Below are 16,155 nucleotides of genomic sequence, written 5' to 3' on the forward strand. Positions count from 1 at the left end.
CTGAACTCCCACCAATTACTCTTACATTATAATAGCAGCACAGGCAGTAACTGATTAGACAGCCGCATTTTCCGTTATGGAGAGTGCGGTGTTTTTTTGAAATTTTATGTTATTAACAACTTGATAATATCAAAATCCTATGCTACACTTATGTTAATAACAAAGTGTTAATAACAAAAACAGGAGGTAATCATCATGTTCGGATTCAGATTCGTGAAATTCCAGCCCAGCGAGTACGTGCTTAAGGTGAAGAACGGCAAGGTTGTGCGTGAAGGAGTCGGGCTTTCTTTTCATTATTATGCACCTACGACTTCAGTAATTGTGGTTCCGGTATCCTCGATCGATGTTCCGTTCATGTTCGAAGAAATTACGAATGATTATCAGACGGTAACGGTGCAGGGACAGTTGACCTACCGGATTGTCGATTACCGCAAAACCACGCAAATCCTTAATTACACTTACAATTTGAAAAAGAATACTTATCTCTCCGACGATCCCAGCAAGCTGGCCCAGCGGGTAATCAATATCGCCAAAGTACTGACCAAGAAACAGCTGGAGCAGCTGCCGCTGCGTGAAGCGATCCAGTCAAGCGAGCGTCTGGCGAAGACTATTACCCAGGAAATTGAACGGAATGCAGAAATTGAGAAGCTGGGGATCGAGCTGATGGGGCTCTCGATTCTGGCCATTGTGCCGAATAAAGAAACCCTCCGCGCACTGGAAGCCCAGGCCCGGGAGGAAATTCTCCGCAGCGCCGACAATGCCCTGTATGAACGCCGCAATGCTTCGATTCAGCAGGAACGCCGGGTGAAGGAGAACGAGCTGAATACGGAGATCGCCGTGGAGACCAAGAAGAAGCAGATCCGAGAAACCCAGCTTGATGCCGAGCGGTTCGTGAAGCAGAAGCAGAATGAAATGAAGGAAGAGCAGCTCAGCTTCGATACGGCGCTGGAGGAGAAGAAACAGGAGCTGATTAGCCTGACGGTAGCCAACCACAAAGCTGAGGCGGATGCCAAAGCCTACGAGCTGTCGGCAGTGATGAATTCGCTGCAGGGCGTATCGCCAAATGTGCTGCAGGCGCTCACCAATGTCGGCATGAAGCCGGATAAGCTGATTGCCATCGCCTTCCAGGAGCTGGCCGAAAATGCCGGAAAGATCGGGCAGCTCAACATTACGCCGGATCTGCTCCAGGGCATTATGGCCGGTTCGGCAGGCGGCGGGGCAGGTGCAGTGAGAGGAGCGGGAGGACGATGAACGGCGGGGACCGGATGTCGGAGAACAAAATTGTGCTAATTAAGCGCAAGACCCGGCTTGAAGAGCTGGTCGTCCGTTACAATACGATTCAGCAGGCCCAGTTCTATATTGAACGGCTGGGTGCGGACTTCAGCGATTATATCAGCGAGGATTTGATCTACCGCAAGGCTGTGGAAACGGCGGTTATCGAGCTGAGCGCAGTTGGCCGGGTACAGCTGCTGGAACGGCAGCATGTGCCGAATTTCATCTTCGGGGATGAAGACACAGTGGTTGTGCTGGGGCAGGACGGACTCGTGGCCAATACGCTGAAATACTTACGTGAGCAGCCTCTGATCGGCGTGAATCCCGATCCTCAGCGCTGGGACGGTGTGCTGCTGCCGTTCACCGTCAAGGATCTGCGGCTCCTGCTGCCTGATATTTTCCGCGGCCGCCGCGAGGTGCGCGAGGTGACGCTGGCCAAGGCCGAGCTGAATGACGGCCAGAGCCTCTACGGTGTTAACGACCTCTTTATCGGACGCAAAACCCATGTGTCGGCGCGTTATCTGCTGCAGCTAAGCGGTACCGCCGAGCAGCAGTCCTCCAGCGGGATTATTGTCTCCACCGGCATGGGCTCGACCGGATGGCTGCGCAGCGTGCTTGCGGGAGCGGCAGGTATTGCCCGCAGTGCTGCCGGAATAGGGCTAGCAACACCGGAGGCTGCGGCCGGACTGGCCGGAGCGGATTCAGAAGGAAGGCTGGCTTGGGATCATCCTCACCTCTACTTTACGGTAAGAGAGCCCTTTCCCAGCCGGACTACTTCTGCCGGACTTGTGTTCGGACAGATCGGCAGCAATCAGCCGCTGCGGATTATTTCACAGATGCCGGAGGATGGGGTGATCTTCAGCGATGGTGTAGAAAGCGACTTTCTGGAGTTCAACTCGGGTGTGGAGGCAGTCATCAGTCTGGCTGAGAAGAAGGGGCGGCTGGTTGTTTAAAAGCAAAGGCTGTCTCCGCAGACATCTGCGGGAGACAGCCTTTTTAAGTGTAAACGGAATTCAGAATAGGTCCTGATTACCCGCTGATTTCAATTATTGAAAATTGCGTCCCGTTCCCTGGTTCATGGAGGAACCGAAGTTTTGTCCCATCGAGCCCATAGCACCGATCGAACCTATGGAACCCATAGAAGCATTGGAGCCTAAGGAAGTTGACGGCAATGAAGTCATCGATGAGCTTGCCGGGGTGTGCATTGTATGCAAAGGCTGCTGATTAAAGGAAGAATTGAAGGACGGGGTGAAACCCTGTGCTCCGGTATTATAGCTTGCTGCACCCGTATTAAAGTGCGGGAGGCCGGTATTGAAGCTGGCAGCGCCGGTAGTATAACCGGTAGTCTGGGAGCTCTGCTCCAGCTGTCTCAGCGTCTGGGTTACCTGCTGCAGCTGTTGAACGGCAGTGTGGTGGCCCTGCAGCGCATTTTGAATGATCTGGCTGGCCTTGTGCTCACGCTGAGCCAGTTCTTCCAGTTTCACGGCATTTTGCTGCTCCTGCTGGAGAAGATGCTGATAATTCTGGCTGGCTTGCTGAGTCTGGGCGACAAGCTGCTGGATAATTTGCTCGCATTGATTGATCTGGCTGGAAAGATTTGAGTTCAAAGGGTTTGCCTCCTTGGCTGTTTCATTTGTCATGCGGATTTATTATCTCTGGAATACGTGCGGACTATTCATGTTCATATCTTGGACGGACTGTACCAAATAGGTACAGGCAGCGGTGCAACTATTGTGGAGCAGCTTCGTCTATTCTGAAAAGCAGTTTCCAGTATCACCCATAACCTGGAGGTGGGGCAACATGAGTCTGCAAGGAACGGCCGGCCGGACAAAAGCTTATTCGCTGCGCAGCATCACAATGTCGCTTGTTTTTCTGCTGCTGTTTACGGCGTGCTTTACGGGTACGGCATCAGCAGGGGCAGCGTCAGCAGCATCGAAGATGTCTGCGGATCTGATCATCGTGAACAAGAAAACGAACAAACTGGGCTTTTTTAGCGGCGGTAAGCTGGAAAAGATATTTCCGGTCGCCACAGGCAAAACCAAAAATCTGACCCCGGAGGGGACTTTCCGGATCGTGCTCAAAGTCAAGAACAGACCTTACTATAAAGAGCATATCCCCGGCGGCGATCCGGCCAATCCGCTCGGCGACCGCTGGCTGGGCCTGGAAGTGAAGGGTACCTACGGCACTACCTATGCCATACACGGCAATAATAATGAATCCTCAATCGGCAAATATGTCAGTGCCGGCTGCATCCGGATGCATAATGACGACATTCACTGGCTGTATCCGCGCGTGGCCAAATATACGACGGTTATCATCACTTCATCCAGCCAGAGCATGGAGAATATCGCCTCCAAGGCCGGATACCTGCTGGGCACAAAATTTTTTGCCGGAACCTTTGTCATTAACGGAGAGGCTGTAGTGCTGAAGTCTCCTTTTGTAGAGGAGAATTCCCGTATCTACATTCCGCTTAGGGAAGCGGTGAGTCTGCTTGGAGGCAGCTTGAGGCAAGAAGCGGGAACTGGTGCACTTATGATCACCATCGGCGGCCGGACAGTGATCCATAAACCGCTGTCGGCTATAGCGACGGTGGACGGTAAAGAGGTAGCTATGCTGGCTTCCCGCAATGTGGATGGCCGTCTGTATTTTCCGCTGGGTAGCTTGACGCCGCTCTTTGGACTGCCGTTTGTATGGGATGCCAAGAAGGGGACAGTAGAGCTGTGAGGCGCTGATTTGGGCAGTGTGTTATAACATCCGCTGGAGAATCCCAGTGCGGAAATGGTATAATTTTCAGCAGTATTCGAGTTATCGCACTGGGAGGCATATAAGAATGAGAGAAGAGCTAGTTGCACAACTGGAATTGTGGCATGAAGAGGATGAATTCCAGGAGATTGTGGATGCCATTATGGAGATTCCCGCCGAAGAAAGGGATTACGTGCTGACCAATCACTTGGGCAGGGCGCTGAATAATCTTGAGCGTTACGGAGAGGCGCTGGAGCAGTTTATGTCTGTCGAGGAGGAAGGCGAGGAGGATCCGCTCTGGCATTACCGTGTCGGATTCTGCAACTACTACCTGAAGCAATATGACAAAGCCGCAAGCGAATTCGAAATTGCGGACCGGCTCGACCCTGAAGACGAGGACACGTTGGAGTTTCTGGAGCTCAGCCGCCGCAAGGCCGCCAAGAAAGCTGCCAGAGAAGCCGCCGCAGACGCTGCAGCAAAAAAACCATCCGGCCCGAAACCCCTGCCCAAGTTTGATTCCGCTAATTTTTGGGATGACAGCGAGGAAGCACTGGAGGACTATGTATCTGCACCGCTTACAGACGATATAATTGCATCGGTGGAAGAAGAGCTGGTCTTCAAGCTGCCGGCATTCTATACCGCGATGATGAAGCAGCATAACGGCGGCATTCCCCGCAGCACCAAGTATGTATTAGGGAATGAAGCCGCCGCTGCCGGCAAAGACCATATTATCATATCAGGCATCCGCGGAATCGGACGGGACAAGAAATATTCACTCTGCGGAGAACTGGGCAGCTGGTCTGTCATTGAAAATTGGGGCTACCCCGAGTTTGGCGTAGTGATCTGCGACGCTCCTTCTGCAGGTCAAGGCGTAGTCATGCTGGACTACCGCTCCGGCGGAAATGACGGTGAGCCTGAAGTCGTGTATGTGGACCAGGAGAACAACCGTAAGGTTACATATCTGGCGAAAAATTTCGAAACCTTCATCCGTGGTTTAGTGACAGTCTAGGATGACGCGGAACTCTTCCGCAAGCAGAGGCGCTATAGCCTGTATGTAAGAGATGATTCCTGATTTTGATCAGGAGTCATCTTTTTTTTCTATATGGGGTGGGAGGGATTACAGAACAAAAATTGAAATAATCTTCATTCACTAAAGGAGGGGTTTTTATAGCTTTGTTTCATGAATTCATACTTTTTTCAAATCGTAAATTTGGAGAGATTTCTTTAAGTGGAGTCTATGCTTATAAATGAAGCAATTCCGGTAATGTTATTCCATTACATGATGACCTTTTTGGTTACATGCAAGATTCATTTAAATGGATTGCTTATATAAAATGAATTAAAGATTTACACAAGGAGAGGAGAGGAGCTTGGCTGAATCAGCAATTAATAGATCATTAAAAAGTCGAGCAGGCTCTGTGCTCCCTGTATCATTGATATAGTATGGTGTCTGCAAAAGATCAAACAAATTATTCTGGCCAACTTTGGCTGAGAAGTGGGACCAATATTTGGTGAACCTCGTTTCTGTTGTATAAGAGTAGGATTGTTGTACTCCTTGCGGCATGAGGAACCACTGACCTGGCGTTGGAGAGAATTCTGAATCGCCAATTTTCAGCCAGCCTTCTCCATCCTGTATGAAATAGAATTTATTGTAATCCGGAATATAGTCCAGCTCACGCCAATCACTCCACACTGATTGTAGCCTACGCCAGTTACATTTACTTGAAGATTATTGAGGTATAGCTGTATCAGCTTTTGCTGGGAAATTAGTCATGACAGCCTCCGTGTGCTGAAATCTCACTAAGATTAATATGTACCAGATAGTCATGGTATGGTTCATCGAAAGGATAACATAATGATTTAAGAATTGTATATATGGAGCCCAACAATGCAGGTTAAAAAAATCACCTTAAACGGGCTGGTTTCTTCTATTCTCAAGTTTGCTTAGTACTGTTATATTGATGATTGCATTATTTATATTTTTATATTGAAAGCGTTAGCATGATTAAAAGGATTTAAAAGGAGTGTTTTATTTTGCTGATGAATTATATAAAACCAGCTGCTGAATGGACAGAAGCGCTGCCTGTCGGTAATGGGAAATTGGGTGGCATGGTGTTCGGTGGTATCGAGCATGAGCACATCCAGTTGAATGAAGATACGTTATGGTCAGGATATCCCAGAGATACGAACAATCATCAGGCCGCTGATATTTTGCCGCAGGTGAGAGAGCTGCTGTCCCGTGGAGAATATCAGCAGGCCTCGCAGCTCTCGAAACAAATGCTGGGTGCATACAATCAGTCTTATCTTCCGTTAGGGGATTTACACCTTCATTTCGAGCATGGGGATAAAGCCAAAGAGTATTCCCGGTCCTTAAATCTGCAGACGGGTATTTGCAGCGCCGCCTATACCATCGGAGAGATTTCCTATACACGCGAAGTAATTGCTTCCTACCCGGATGGAGTGATAGCCGTTCGACTGGAAGCCGGGGATGAAAAAATGCTAACCTTCACGGCAAGACTGAGTACTAAGCTGCGCCATACTGTCACAGCAGAACGGGAACGGATTATATTGAGTGGGCTCGCTCCAGAGCATGTCGATCCCAGCTACTATGACCGAAAACGTCCGATTATTTATGGTGATCCGGAAACCAGTCCTGCAATGCGCTTTGCCGCAGGTCTCCAAGTGACCGCTGAAGGAGGAACAGTAACTGCAGTGAATGGAGAACTGCAGGTTCGTGAAGCAAATGCAGTCACTCTGTTGTTTAGTGCTCAAACCAGCTTTAACGGCTTTGATCAGATGCCCGGAACCGATATGGCTGAAGTAACGGAGCAGGTACGCAGCGCATTGGAGATCTTGAAGGAGATTCCGTATACGGAACTGCAAGAACGCCATATCCAGGATCATCAATCCCTATTTAACCGGATGGAGCTGAAACTCGGTGGGCATGATGAGGAACAGGAAGCGCAGCGTCCTGTTGATGTGAGGCTAAAAGAAGCCGGTGCAAGAGACATCGGCCTGCTGGAGCTTCTGTTTCATTACGGCCGTTATTTGCTGATTGCAAGTTCAAGGCCGGGCTCTCAGCCGGCGAATCTTCAGGGGATTTGGAATGATGAAGTGCGTCCGCCCTGGAGCAGCAACTGGACGCTAAATATTAATGCACAGATGAACTATTGGCTTGCCGAAACCTGCAACCTGGCGCCTTGCCATGAACCCTTTCTCGAGTTTATTGGTAATCTTGCGTGCAGCGGATCAAAAACTGCTGAAGTGCATTACGGTGCGCGTGGCTGGACTACGCACCACAATGCGGATTTATGGTGCCAGACAGCGCCTGTGGGCGATTATGGACATGGAGCTCCGGTATGGGCACTGTGGCCGATGGGGGGAGCATGGTTATGCCGCCATCTCTGGGAGCATTATGAATTTGGTCTCAATAAGGAATACTTGCGTACTAAGGCGTTCCCGTTAATGAAAGAAGCGGCAATTTTCATTATGGACTGGCTAGTTGAAGATGAAACGGGCCATCTGATAACATCTCCATCAACATCACCAGAGCATAAATTCCGGCTGGCAGACGGCACATTAGGTGAGGTAAGCACTGCATCGACAATGGACAGAATGCTGATTCAAGACTTAATCGTTAACTGTTTGCGAGCTATGGATGAGCTCAACATTCAAGATGATTTCAGTGAAGAATTGAAGCAGATGCAGGCTGGGTTATGGCCTTTGTCTGTTGGGGACCAGGGTAGGTTGCAGGAGTGGAGCGTTGATTTTGCTGATGAGGATACTAATCACCGCCATGTATCACATTTATATGGAATCTATCCCGGGGAGTGGCTAATGGAGCACGGGATGGAAATATTCCACGATGCAGCAAGACGGTCGCTGGAGATCCGAGGCGATGAGGGGACTGGGTGGAGCCTAGCTTGGAAAATTAATCTGTGGGCGCGCTTCGGAGACGGCAAGCGGATTTATTCATTGCTAAATCATTTGCTGCAGCCGGTTACCGGACAGGATTTGAACTATCAACGCGGGGGTCTATATGCCAATCTGATGGACGCCCATCCCCCTTTTCAAATTGATGGAAACTTCGGATACGCGGCAGGCATTGCCGAGATGCTACTGCAATCGCACGGCGGTGTCCTCCGGCTGCTGCCTGCCTTGCCTGATTTGTGGAAGGAAGGTAAAGTTAAAGGATTACGCGCCAGAGGAGGTTATACGGTGGATATGAAATGGGAACAGGGGCGTCTTAGTCAGGCACTCATTCAGGGGGAGCAGAGCGGTAGATGCCTTGTTTGTACGGGCAATGCCCTCACAGTAACAGAAGCGGAATCCGGAGAGGTCGTGGCCATGGGCAGCGGGGAAGTAGCATTCAGCGTAGTGGCAGGTATTGCTTATCATATCCATGAGAGTTAAATCGGTTAATGCTAAAATCTTCATCCGCTACTCTGTGCTAATTACTGTTCTGGTCGCCTTGTTTTTAATTGCATTTAGCCTCTATATGTCTAATATCCTGCGAAAACAGTCCGTTCAGTCAATGAATCAAATATCGGCGAATGTTCTTGATACTGTAGATCTGGAACTGAATAATTTATATGGCACTGCTCTTAAAATTGTGGCTTCCGACCCTGTCCGGGAGCCTTTTTTTGAGGATACGGATGATCCTGCTGTATTGTATAATGTGCGGAACAAACTGGCCAGCACGGTACTGAGTATCAGCGGCCCGATTCCAAACTTCTATAAACTGTATTTATACAGGGCGGACGGATTTATTTTTGAGTATGGAAATCAATTCGACGCGGTTATGGGTGAACCCGGGGCCTTTCTCCAGCAGGAGTGGGCGCAACAGACTCTTAAACAGAATGGAAAACGAAGTATTTACCCACCGCGCAGGGATGAAGAAGATCCAGAGCAAAGCGTGATATCAGTCAATATGGCATTTGCCGAAGTCTTCGGCGGGAAGAACAATAACATTATTACCGTTGAACAGAAATATGAGGTGTTCGCCAACATTATCGAAAAAGCAGTTATCTCCAAGGATTCGGAGCAGAAGCAGCATAAATCCGTTTATGTCTTTGATCAGAACGGGCTGCTCGTTTATCCATATTCCCGGGAAAGTAAAATAAATAGAGAGACCCTAGAAAAAATATCCTTTTACCGCAAAGCCATTGAGTTGAGTCACTCCGCAATTTCGCAGCAGGACAGCAGCATGCAGCATCAAATCAATCATGACCGGAACATTGCCGTCTATTCTCGTTCAGGCTTCTCCGGCTGGACTGTACTGTTGCTCGAGCCAGAAAGCTCGTTAATGCAGCCAATCGTCACCTTTAACGTGAATATTATATTGCTGGGAATTTCAGCTCTTGCCGTAACACTGGTTATGAGCTACTTTGTCTCCCGCAGCCTGACCCGTCCCCTCAAACAAATGAACAAATCTATCAAGATGTTGAATTTGGACTCCCTGGCGCCGCAGAAAAAATCCGGTCCACTCAGCAGTATAGACGAACTGGAAGAGCTAAACCGTACCTTTATCGAAATGCGCGGCAGGCTTAAGGAATCACTGGATGAAGCGGTGTCTGCCAGATCCCATGAGGTAGAATCACGGCTGCTGGCCCTTCAAGCACAAATGAATCCTCATTTTCTGTACAACTCCTTGTCGGTGATCAGTATTCTATGTGAGGAAGGAAAGAATAGTGAAGCGCTGGCTTTTTGCAAAGGGCTATCCAGAATGCTTAGATATGTATCCTCCAACAATTTCAAGTCAGTCGGACTTGGAGAAGAGCTTCAATACACCCGCGATTATATCCAGCTTATGGGAGAACGGTACGAGGACATGCTGTATTGTGAAGTGAACATTCCCAAAGGAATGGAGTCTATACCTGTTCCGAAGCTGGTTATTCAACCGCTGGTTGAGAATGCGATAAAGCATGGGTCCGGAGAGCACCCGCCCTGGATTATTCGCATTACGGGTAAAGTTCTGTCCGGCGGCTGGATGGTCACTATATCCGACAATGGCACTGGATTTGATCCTGCTAAGCTGGAAATGCTGAAGGAAAAGTTCGCTTTATTCGACAGCGGGACACGGGTGCCGGAAATCAGTGTGGACGGTATGGGAATGGTCAATATCTATATCCGCCTGCGGATGTTTTATGAGAACCGGATGATCTTTGATATCAAAGAAAGCGGTGAGGGAGGGGCGTCAGTCACGATCGGCGGATTTACGATGCACAAGGAGGAGAAGTCATGAGCCAGGGGAGAATTATAACGGTAATTGTGGCTGAAGATGAGCCCATCATTAAGAACCATATCATCCACAAAATCGAGCAGACGGCGCCTGACTTCAAGGTTGTCGCCAGTACATTTAACGGTAAGGACGCGCTGGATGCGGTTCTTCGGCTTAAGCCGGATGTGGTTTTTACTGATATCCGGATGCCTGTTTCTGACGGAATGGAATTGATTACAAATATACGTTCCGTTATGCCGTATCTGCCGATCGTAGTACTGAGTGGTTATGATGATTTCGAATATGCACGGCAGGCACTACGCCTGAGTGTACTGGATTATCTGCTTAAGCCGCTTGAGACAGATATGCTTATGAAGACACTAGATCATATTCGTGATCAAGTGCTGTCGAAGAATACGGATCAGCAGCGGCAACAAATTTCTTCGAAGCTGCACGGTGAAGGCGGCAGCGGAGAACTGCCGGGTAATTTAGAACATGCAGTATTCCAGATGTTCCTGATCTGCGCTGGTAATCTATGCAACCACATCACTTCACTGAAATATGCTTCTCTATTCAAAGAACTCTGGCTGCAGGCGGACTGGACAGCTATCACTGCCCAGATCTCCACGTCTATACAGGACTGGTGGCTGATTGACGAGAAGATGCCTAACCAGAAGTTCCTTATTATAGCGTTTCCCGAACATTTCAGGGGAGATTTGCAGTCTATCGGAGGACAATTGAGTAGTTCATTGCTGGAAATGCTTGTTCCCTATCCTATTACTGTCTGTACACATGGAAGTTTGATTAGGCAAAGTGAGCTGTGGGAAACTGCACAGCATTTGCGGCTGCTTATGGAGCAAGGTGTATGCCTGGGCAAATCTCAAGTGCTTATCTACGCTAAAAACCAAACTCAGCATGTTGCAGGGGCAGCAGCTCTTTCAGCACAGCAGCTCAAACCGGTACTAGACAATCGTCGAGCACTTCGCAAACTGATCTATGAGTATTGTGCTGCCTTAGGTCGTGATTCCGTTCCGCAAAGACAATCAGAATCCTCCTTTGCCGAACTGATTCGGATAATTGAACGAAGCCGTGTGCAGACACAGACTGCAGTCGGAACTAATACTGAATATGAAATTGCGGAGATTACCAGCACCTCCATACATTATGATGAGATATGTGACAGGATATGGGCTTTGATCGAACGTGGGGGGATTAGAGATACGCGTTTGGATGGTACGTCTCAATTGGTAGAATCCCTCACGCAGTATATTAAGAATCATTATTCGGAGGATATATCACTTGAGGAACTGGCTCAGCAAATGAATTTCTCATCTGCATATCTAACCAAGATTTTCAAGAAGCACATGAATGAAAGCCCGCTGAAATATATGATTAACTATAGAATGTCGGAAGCTAAACGGCTATTGATCGAGCATCCCGATCTCGATATTCGGATCATTGCCGAGATGACGGGATACTTCGACCAGCATTATTTCAGTAAAGTGTTCAAGAGCATTGTCGGTCAAACACCCTCGGAGTTTCGGATCAGCCAGAAAATCTGAATCCGTTTTTGAACAGAAAGATTAGCATATGGCGCTTGGCTAATTGTAAGACTAGCCTTTCACTGCGCCGGCAGTCATGCCGGAAATGATATATTTCTGGCCGAAAAGGTATACAATCAGTGTCGGAACCATGATTACCAGTGCGCTTGCGAATAGAAGCTGATCTTGTCCGTAAAAGGTTCCGGTGAATTGGAACAGGAGGAGTACAACACCCCACTTGTCAGTCTGTGTAATAAAATAAAGCGGGAACATAAAGTCATTCCAGCAGTTTACAAAATTGATTACAAGCGCAGTTACCGTTACCGATTTCAGGAGCGGAAAGATAACCACAAAGAAGCGGCGGAGCGGGCCGGAGCCATCGATGGTAGCCGCTTCATCCAGATCAACCGGAAGATTGCGGATAAATCCGTTGTACAGAAATATGGTAAAGGGCATGAAATAAGCAGCATAGAGTAGAACCAGTCCATGATATGTATTGATAAAATGCAGCGCCTTCATAAATTGAAAGGTAGTTACCATATTCATGGGTGCAATCAAGCCAATCAGGAACAGATTGAAGATCACCGAATTCATGCGTGACTTTCTTCTAACGATGATGTAGGAAGCCATCGCTGATAGCACGGAGCATACTATGATTGATCCGAAACTGAAAATCAGACTGTTCAGGAAGGCCATCCATATATTCCCTGATTGGAAAACTTCTTTATAATTCTCCCAATGGAAAACGGAAGGTAAGCTTAATGACATAGCACTTACCTCCATTCCAGACTTCAAAGAGTTTACGAATACAAAATATAATGGCAGAAAGATGATCAGAGTCAGTCCCCACATCAGAACTTCAATGATAAGTTTGGGCCAATTGCCTTTTTTCATGATACATCCACCTCGAATTTTTTGAATATTGCATTCACCAGGAAGTAAGCAGCGGTCACGAATACAAAGAGCAGCAGCCCCAGTGCAGTGGAGTATCCATAATTCCCTTTACCGAATTCATTCAATACCGTTACATTTAATACTTCCGATTTCCGGGCAGGTCCGCCGTTGGAAATGACATAAATGAGGTCAAACACCTTCAGACCCGAGATCATACCAAGAATCGTATTGATGACAATGGATTGATAAAGATAAGGCAGAATAATGTTGAATAACTTATAATACGCACCGGCACCATCCATTTCAGCAGCCTCGTGGATTTCTTTGGGAATGGTCTGTAGCGCAGCGAGAAAAATTGCCATTGCGAAGCCGGAAGCCCGCCATACTTCAACCGAAGATATCGACCAAATGGCCAGATGCGGATTGGACAGCCAGGAGTTGGTCAGAAAATCCAAGCCGAAAGTACTTAGCGCTTTATTCAGCAGCCCGTCCGGGCTATATATTTCCGAAAAGGTAATTCCAAGGAGCACAGTTGATAAGGTGATCGGCATATAAAAAATAGCACGCAGTACATTTTTGGTCCGCAATCCTTCATTTAAAAGAAGGGCTAAAATTAGTCCGAATACAATCTTCAGTACGGTTGTAAACACTGCGAAAATGACGGTATTGATAAATACACCGGTATTGCCGGAAGAACTGCTGAAGATCTCTTGAAAGTTGCCGAGACCTATGAATTTGATTGTTTTTGAGTAAGCATTCCAGTTCGTAAACGCATAAAAGAAACTAGTCAGATTCGGTATAAGAAATAGTGCCAAATATAGAACAAAAGCCGGAATTAGCAGATACTGCGGGTACATTTTTCGGATAATTTTTTGATTATGCAGTTTATTCATTCTCTCCACCCTCACTTGCTGTTGATATACAGCTTGCATGGCAGAACATCTATAGGTTTACAATATTGACCTGATAGATGTTCTAACACGCTACTGCTTTCTTTAATGAGACTTTATTCAGAGGCCGAGAACAGCTTAAGCCGGTCTTTGTCCACAGCTTTCAATACATCCAGGCTTGATTTGCCGTCCAGGAGCATTTCGACAACGTAGTTGCCGATAACGGTGTTGTCCCAGTATTTAATTCCAGTCTCCATAATTGTGTTTACAGTACCGTCAGAATTGGCACGCAGCGATTTCTCGATTTCGTCCTGCTTTTGGGGAAGATCAGTGAAGGCCGGATTCAACCCGGTAGCATCATAAAATTTCTTGAGGACATCAGCACGGGAAATATAGCTGAGATATTCCTTGGCCGCATCGATATTCTTGCTGTTCTTATTCACAACGCGGATCAAACTTCCGTCATAGACAGCAAGTGACTGATTATCCGCGAAAGGTGCAGGGAACATGCCGTATTTGGAAAAATCATAAGTTTCGCCCTTGGCTTTGGACTGCACATCCTCATTAGCCGGCACCATCGTCATTGCATATTTGCCGCTCTCCATTGAGACCATATGTTTGTCATAAGTGTTGGAGAGTGCATCTTTGCCGAAATACCCTTTATCGTAAGCTTCTTTATATTGATCCAAGAAGGTCACGAACGGTGCCACAGCATCGAAAGTAGCTTTGTTGTTGTTCAGATTCTGATATAGTCCGGCAGAAGCATTCTCGCCAGCAGGTCCCAGTAATGCGAACCAGATACCAGAATGCCAACTGTCCTTGAGCGGCTCATAAACCGGGGTGATTCCATTTCCCAGCAAGGTGTCGCTGATGGCTGTGAATTCAGCGTAAGTCTTTGGAACCTGCAAATTATATTGCTCAAATATATTTTTGTTGTACATGAGACCCCAGCCTGCGTTCTCGCCTTCTGGGCCCCAGCCAATGACTTGACCGTTGTAAGTGGAGTTCTTTTTGGCAGCCTCAGTCATCCGGCCTACCCATTCTTCGCTGCTCAAATCAATGAAATTATCCTGGGGCTGAAATTGTGCGGCGTTCGCTTCTGCCCAGATGATGGAAAGATCTGGACCTTCGCCAGAGGCGAGCTTGGCCTTCAATACGCTGGCATATTGATCAGCGGGAATGACTTGAACATCTACCTTGATTCCGGTTTCCTTGGTGAAGTCCTCGATAATTTCATTATCCACGGGCTTTATCCAGTCTGAAGCGGCGGATAAGGTTATCGTGACATTTTTCTTATCCGCAGTTCCGGATGTATCTGTTCCCGATGTTGCAGGGCTGGTGTTGTCATTGGTGTTGCCCGCATTATTGTTTCCTCCACAGCCTGATACCAGACCAGCCAGCAACATGAGTATTGCCAATGCGGATGCAGCTCTCTTTTTACTCATAATTCATTCTCCCCTCAAGTTGAACATTCAGATGTCACACTAGCATTTCCGTGTTGGTTAGCCTTTCTTCCGGATGAAAGGTTATGTCTTAAGCGCTTACATGAATCATACTAACCATGGAGCGTGCGGTAAATGTAAAATCAGCATTCCAATCTGTGCAAATTTTTAACCTCCGCATTCATCTACATATTGGTTTGATTGTTCCTGTATTTGTTAGGCGTTAATCCTGTTAACGCTTTGAATACACGATAAAAATGTGTTGGTGTCTCATATCCGCATTGTTCCGAAATCTCAATGATATTCTGATCCGAGCGAACTAGCAGCTCCTTGGCGAGAATAATCCGCTTGGCGTTTACGTACTGGGTGACATTCATTGTAGTTAGCTGACGAAAAACACGTGAAAAATGTGGAGCAGATACATTGGCTTTTTCCGCGAGCCGAGCGAGTGAGTTCTCTCTTTCAGGATGCTCGTCAATGTTACGCAGCACGTCCTTCATCCAAGAGGGACCAACACCAGGCTCTCCCACTGGATTACGTTCTTTTACCGATCGAATAAATCTGTTGATTTGCAGCAAGAGCTGACAAGTAATTAGCTTGACCGCTTCATGGTAGCCGGTTTTCTTGTCCTCTAATTCCTGGTGGATTTGTTCTAGAGCTGCCTCCGTAACAGAGATTAAATATTGAGGCTGCTCGATCCGGTAGGCTCTTTTTTTTCGCGCGAAATCAAAGCATAACAAGTTATGGTATGAATCATCTATCGGTTCCATGGCGAGTAATGGAGGGGCAAAAAAAAGTGCAGAAGATACGATGGGATCTTCGTTGTGAGGCAGGGAGTGGTGAATGGTATTTCCCGGTATGATGAAAAGATCTCCTTGTTTCTTTTCGTACCAATTGTTATCGATAAAAAAGACACCTTTTCCTTGATGAATATACACGAGTTCATACCGATCATGCAGATGGTCAGGAAGCTCGTTTATTTGCTTTTTCACAGTTTTATAAGCAAGTTCAAAGGGGAACAGTGGATCTCCGAAAAAGGGTTTTCGGATTGGTTTCACAGAAATCATTCCTTTATAAATGGGATAGTGATGCATTTTTCTATATCAAAATATGTTATAAAAATGCATGTATCAGCGATTATTTACCTGTTTCAC

Annotated in this window: 13 protein-coding genes; 7 read left to right on the top strand and 6 right to left on the bottom strand. The window is 47.3% G+C overall.

The window, feature by feature from the left end:
- Positions 1-195: 195 nt before the first annotated feature.
- Together QU597_RS05325 and QU597_RS05330 are read left to right on the top strand one after the other, a co-directional pair.
- Positions 196-1,251: an SPFH domain-containing protein gene (locus tag QU597_RS05325; RefSeq protein WP_310831695.1), complete on the top strand. Its 1,056-nt coding sequence runs from the start codon at positions 196-198 to the stop codon at positions 1,249-1,251.
- Complete coding sequence (locus QU597_RS05330) at positions 1,248-2,225, top strand: diacylglycerol kinase catalytic domain-containing protein (RefSeq protein WP_310831696.1); 978 nt, start codon at positions 1,248-1,250, stop codon at positions 2,223-2,225. Before QU597_RS05325 ends, QU597_RS05330 begins: the two co-directional genes overlap by 4 nt.
- A gap of 93 nt (positions 2,226-2,318) precedes the next feature.
- Here QU597_RS05330 and QU597_RS28820 read toward each other — a convergent pair whose 3' ends face one another.
- Positions 2,319-2,879: a hypothetical protein gene (locus QU597_RS28820; RefSeq protein WP_370656232.1), complete on the bottom strand. Its 561-nt coding sequence runs from the start codon at positions 2,877-2,879 to the stop codon at positions 2,319-2,321.
- 193 nt (positions 2,880-3,072) lie between these two features.
- Between QU597_RS28820 and QU597_RS05340 the strand changes: the two genes are divergently transcribed.
- The gene (locus QU597_RS05340; protein WP_310831697.1) at positions 3,073-3,996 is read left to right on the top strand and encodes a L,D-transpeptidase family protein; all 924 of its coding nucleotides are present in this window, start codon (positions 3,073-3,075) and stop codon (positions 3,994-3,996) included.
- Positions 3,997-4,102: 106 nt separating this feature from the next.
- Positions 4,103-5,023, top strand: coding sequence for an SMI1/KNR4 family protein (locus QU597_RS05345; RefSeq protein ID WP_310831698.1), 921 nt, complete (start codon positions 4,103-4,105; stop codon positions 5,021-5,023).
- Positions 5,024-5,353: 330 nt separating this feature from the next.
- Here QU597_RS05345 and QU597_RS28745 read toward each other — a convergent pair whose 3' ends face one another.
- A complete protein-coding gene (locus tag QU597_RS28745) occupies positions 5,354-5,707 on the bottom strand; it encodes an AraC family ligand binding domain-containing protein (protein WP_369698838.1) in 354 nt (117 codons plus the stop codon).
- 347 nt (positions 5,708-6,054) lie between these two features.
- Between QU597_RS28745 and QU597_RS05350 the strand changes: the two genes are divergently transcribed.
- The 3 genes from QU597_RS05350 (at position 6,055) to QU597_RS05360 (ending at position 11,796) form a co-directional block, all read left to right on the top strand.
- Positions 6,055-8,427 (top strand): glycoside hydrolase family 95 protein, encoded by a 2,373-nt coding sequence (locus tag QU597_RS05350; RefSeq protein WP_310833238.1) that lies wholly within the window; start codon positions 6,055-6,057, stop codon positions 8,425-8,427.
- 121 nt (positions 8,428-8,548) lie between these two features.
- Positions 8,549-10,258: a cache domain-containing sensor histidine kinase gene (locus QU597_RS05355; protein ID WP_310831699.1), complete on the top strand. Its 1,710-nt coding sequence runs from the start codon at positions 8,549-8,551 to the stop codon at positions 10,256-10,258.
- A complete protein-coding gene (locus tag QU597_RS05360) occupies positions 10,255-11,796 on the top strand; it encodes a response regulator transcription factor (protein WP_310831700.1) in 1,542 nt (513 codons plus the stop codon). Before QU597_RS05355 ends, QU597_RS05360 begins: the two co-directional genes overlap by 4 nt.
- A 51-nt stretch (positions 11,797-11,847) precedes the next feature.
- Here the strand turns inward: QU597_RS05360 and QU597_RS05365 are convergent, their stop codons facing one another.
- The 4 genes from QU597_RS05365 to QU597_RS05380 all read right to left on the bottom strand — a co-directional run bounded on the left by QU597_RS05365 (position 11,848) and on the right by QU597_RS05380 (position 16,059).
- Positions 11,848-12,669 carry a carbohydrate ABC transporter permease gene (locus QU597_RS05365; RefSeq protein ID WP_310831701.1) on the bottom strand — a complete coding sequence of 274 codons (822 nt, stop codon included), beginning with the start codon at positions 12,667-12,669 and terminating at the stop codon, positions 11,848-11,850.
- A complete protein-coding gene (locus QU597_RS05370; protein WP_310831702.1) occupies positions 12,666-13,562 on the bottom strand; it encodes a carbohydrate ABC transporter permease in 897 nt (298 codons plus the stop codon). Before QU597_RS05370 ends, QU597_RS05365 begins: the two co-directional genes overlap by 4 nt.
- Positions 13,563-13,675: 113 nt before the next feature.
- Entirely contained in the window at positions 13,676-15,004 is a 1,329-nt protein-coding gene (locus QU597_RS05375) for an ABC transporter substrate-binding protein (protein ID WP_310831703.1), read from the bottom strand.
- A 182-nt stretch (positions 15,005-15,186) separates the two neighbouring features.
- Complete coding sequence (locus QU597_RS05380; protein ID WP_370656233.1) at positions 15,187-16,059, bottom strand: helix-turn-helix domain-containing protein; 873 nt, start codon at positions 16,057-16,059, stop codon at positions 15,187-15,189.
- Positions 16,060-16,155 lie beyond the last annotated feature (96 nt).

This window comes from Paenibacillus pedocola (assembly GCF_031599675.1).
Lineage (GTDB): Bacteria > Bacillota > Bacilli > Paenibacillales > Paenibacillaceae > Paenibacillus_AQ > Paenibacillus_AQ pedocola.

Excerpts from the sequence above, each read along its gene's own strand:
- QU597_RS05325 (WP_310831695.1), top strand. The coding sequence starts at position 196 with ATGTTCGGATTCAGATTCGTGAAATTCCAGCCCAGCGAGTACGTGCTT.
- QU597_RS05330 (WP_310831696.1), top strand. The coding sequence starts at position 1,248 with ATGAACGGCGGGGACCGGATGTCGGAGAACAAAATTGTGCTAATTAAG.
- QU597_RS05340 (WP_310831697.1), top strand. The coding sequence starts at position 3,073 with ATGAGTCTGCAAGGAACGGCCGGCCGGACAAAAGCTTATTCGCTGCGC.
- QU597_RS05345 (WP_310831698.1), top strand. The coding sequence starts at position 4,103 with ATGAGAGAAGAGCTAGTTGCACAACTGGAATTGTGGCATGAAGAGGAT.
- QU597_RS05350 (WP_310833238.1), top strand. The coding sequence starts at position 6,055 with ATGAATTATATAAAACCAGCTGCTGAATGGACAGAAGCGCTGCCTGTC.
- QU597_RS05355 (WP_310831699.1), top strand. The coding sequence starts at position 8,549 with ATGAATCAAATATCGGCGAATGTTCTTGATACTGTAGATCTGGAACTG.
- QU597_RS05360 (WP_310831700.1), top strand. The coding sequence starts at position 10,255 with ATGAGCCAGGGGAGAATTATAACGGTAATTGTGGCTGAAGATGAGCCC.
- QU597_RS05365 (WP_310831701.1), bottom strand. The coding sequence starts at position 12,669 with ATGAAAAAAGGCAATTGGCCCAAACTTATCATTGAAGTTCTGATGTGG.
- QU597_RS05370 (WP_310831702.1), bottom strand. The coding sequence starts at position 13,562 with ATGAATAAACTGCATAATCAAAAAATTATCCGAAAAATGTACCCGCAG.
- QU597_RS05375 (WP_310831703.1), bottom strand. The coding sequence starts at position 15,004 with ATGAGTAAAAAGAGAGCTGCATCCGCATTGGCAATACTCATGTTGCTG.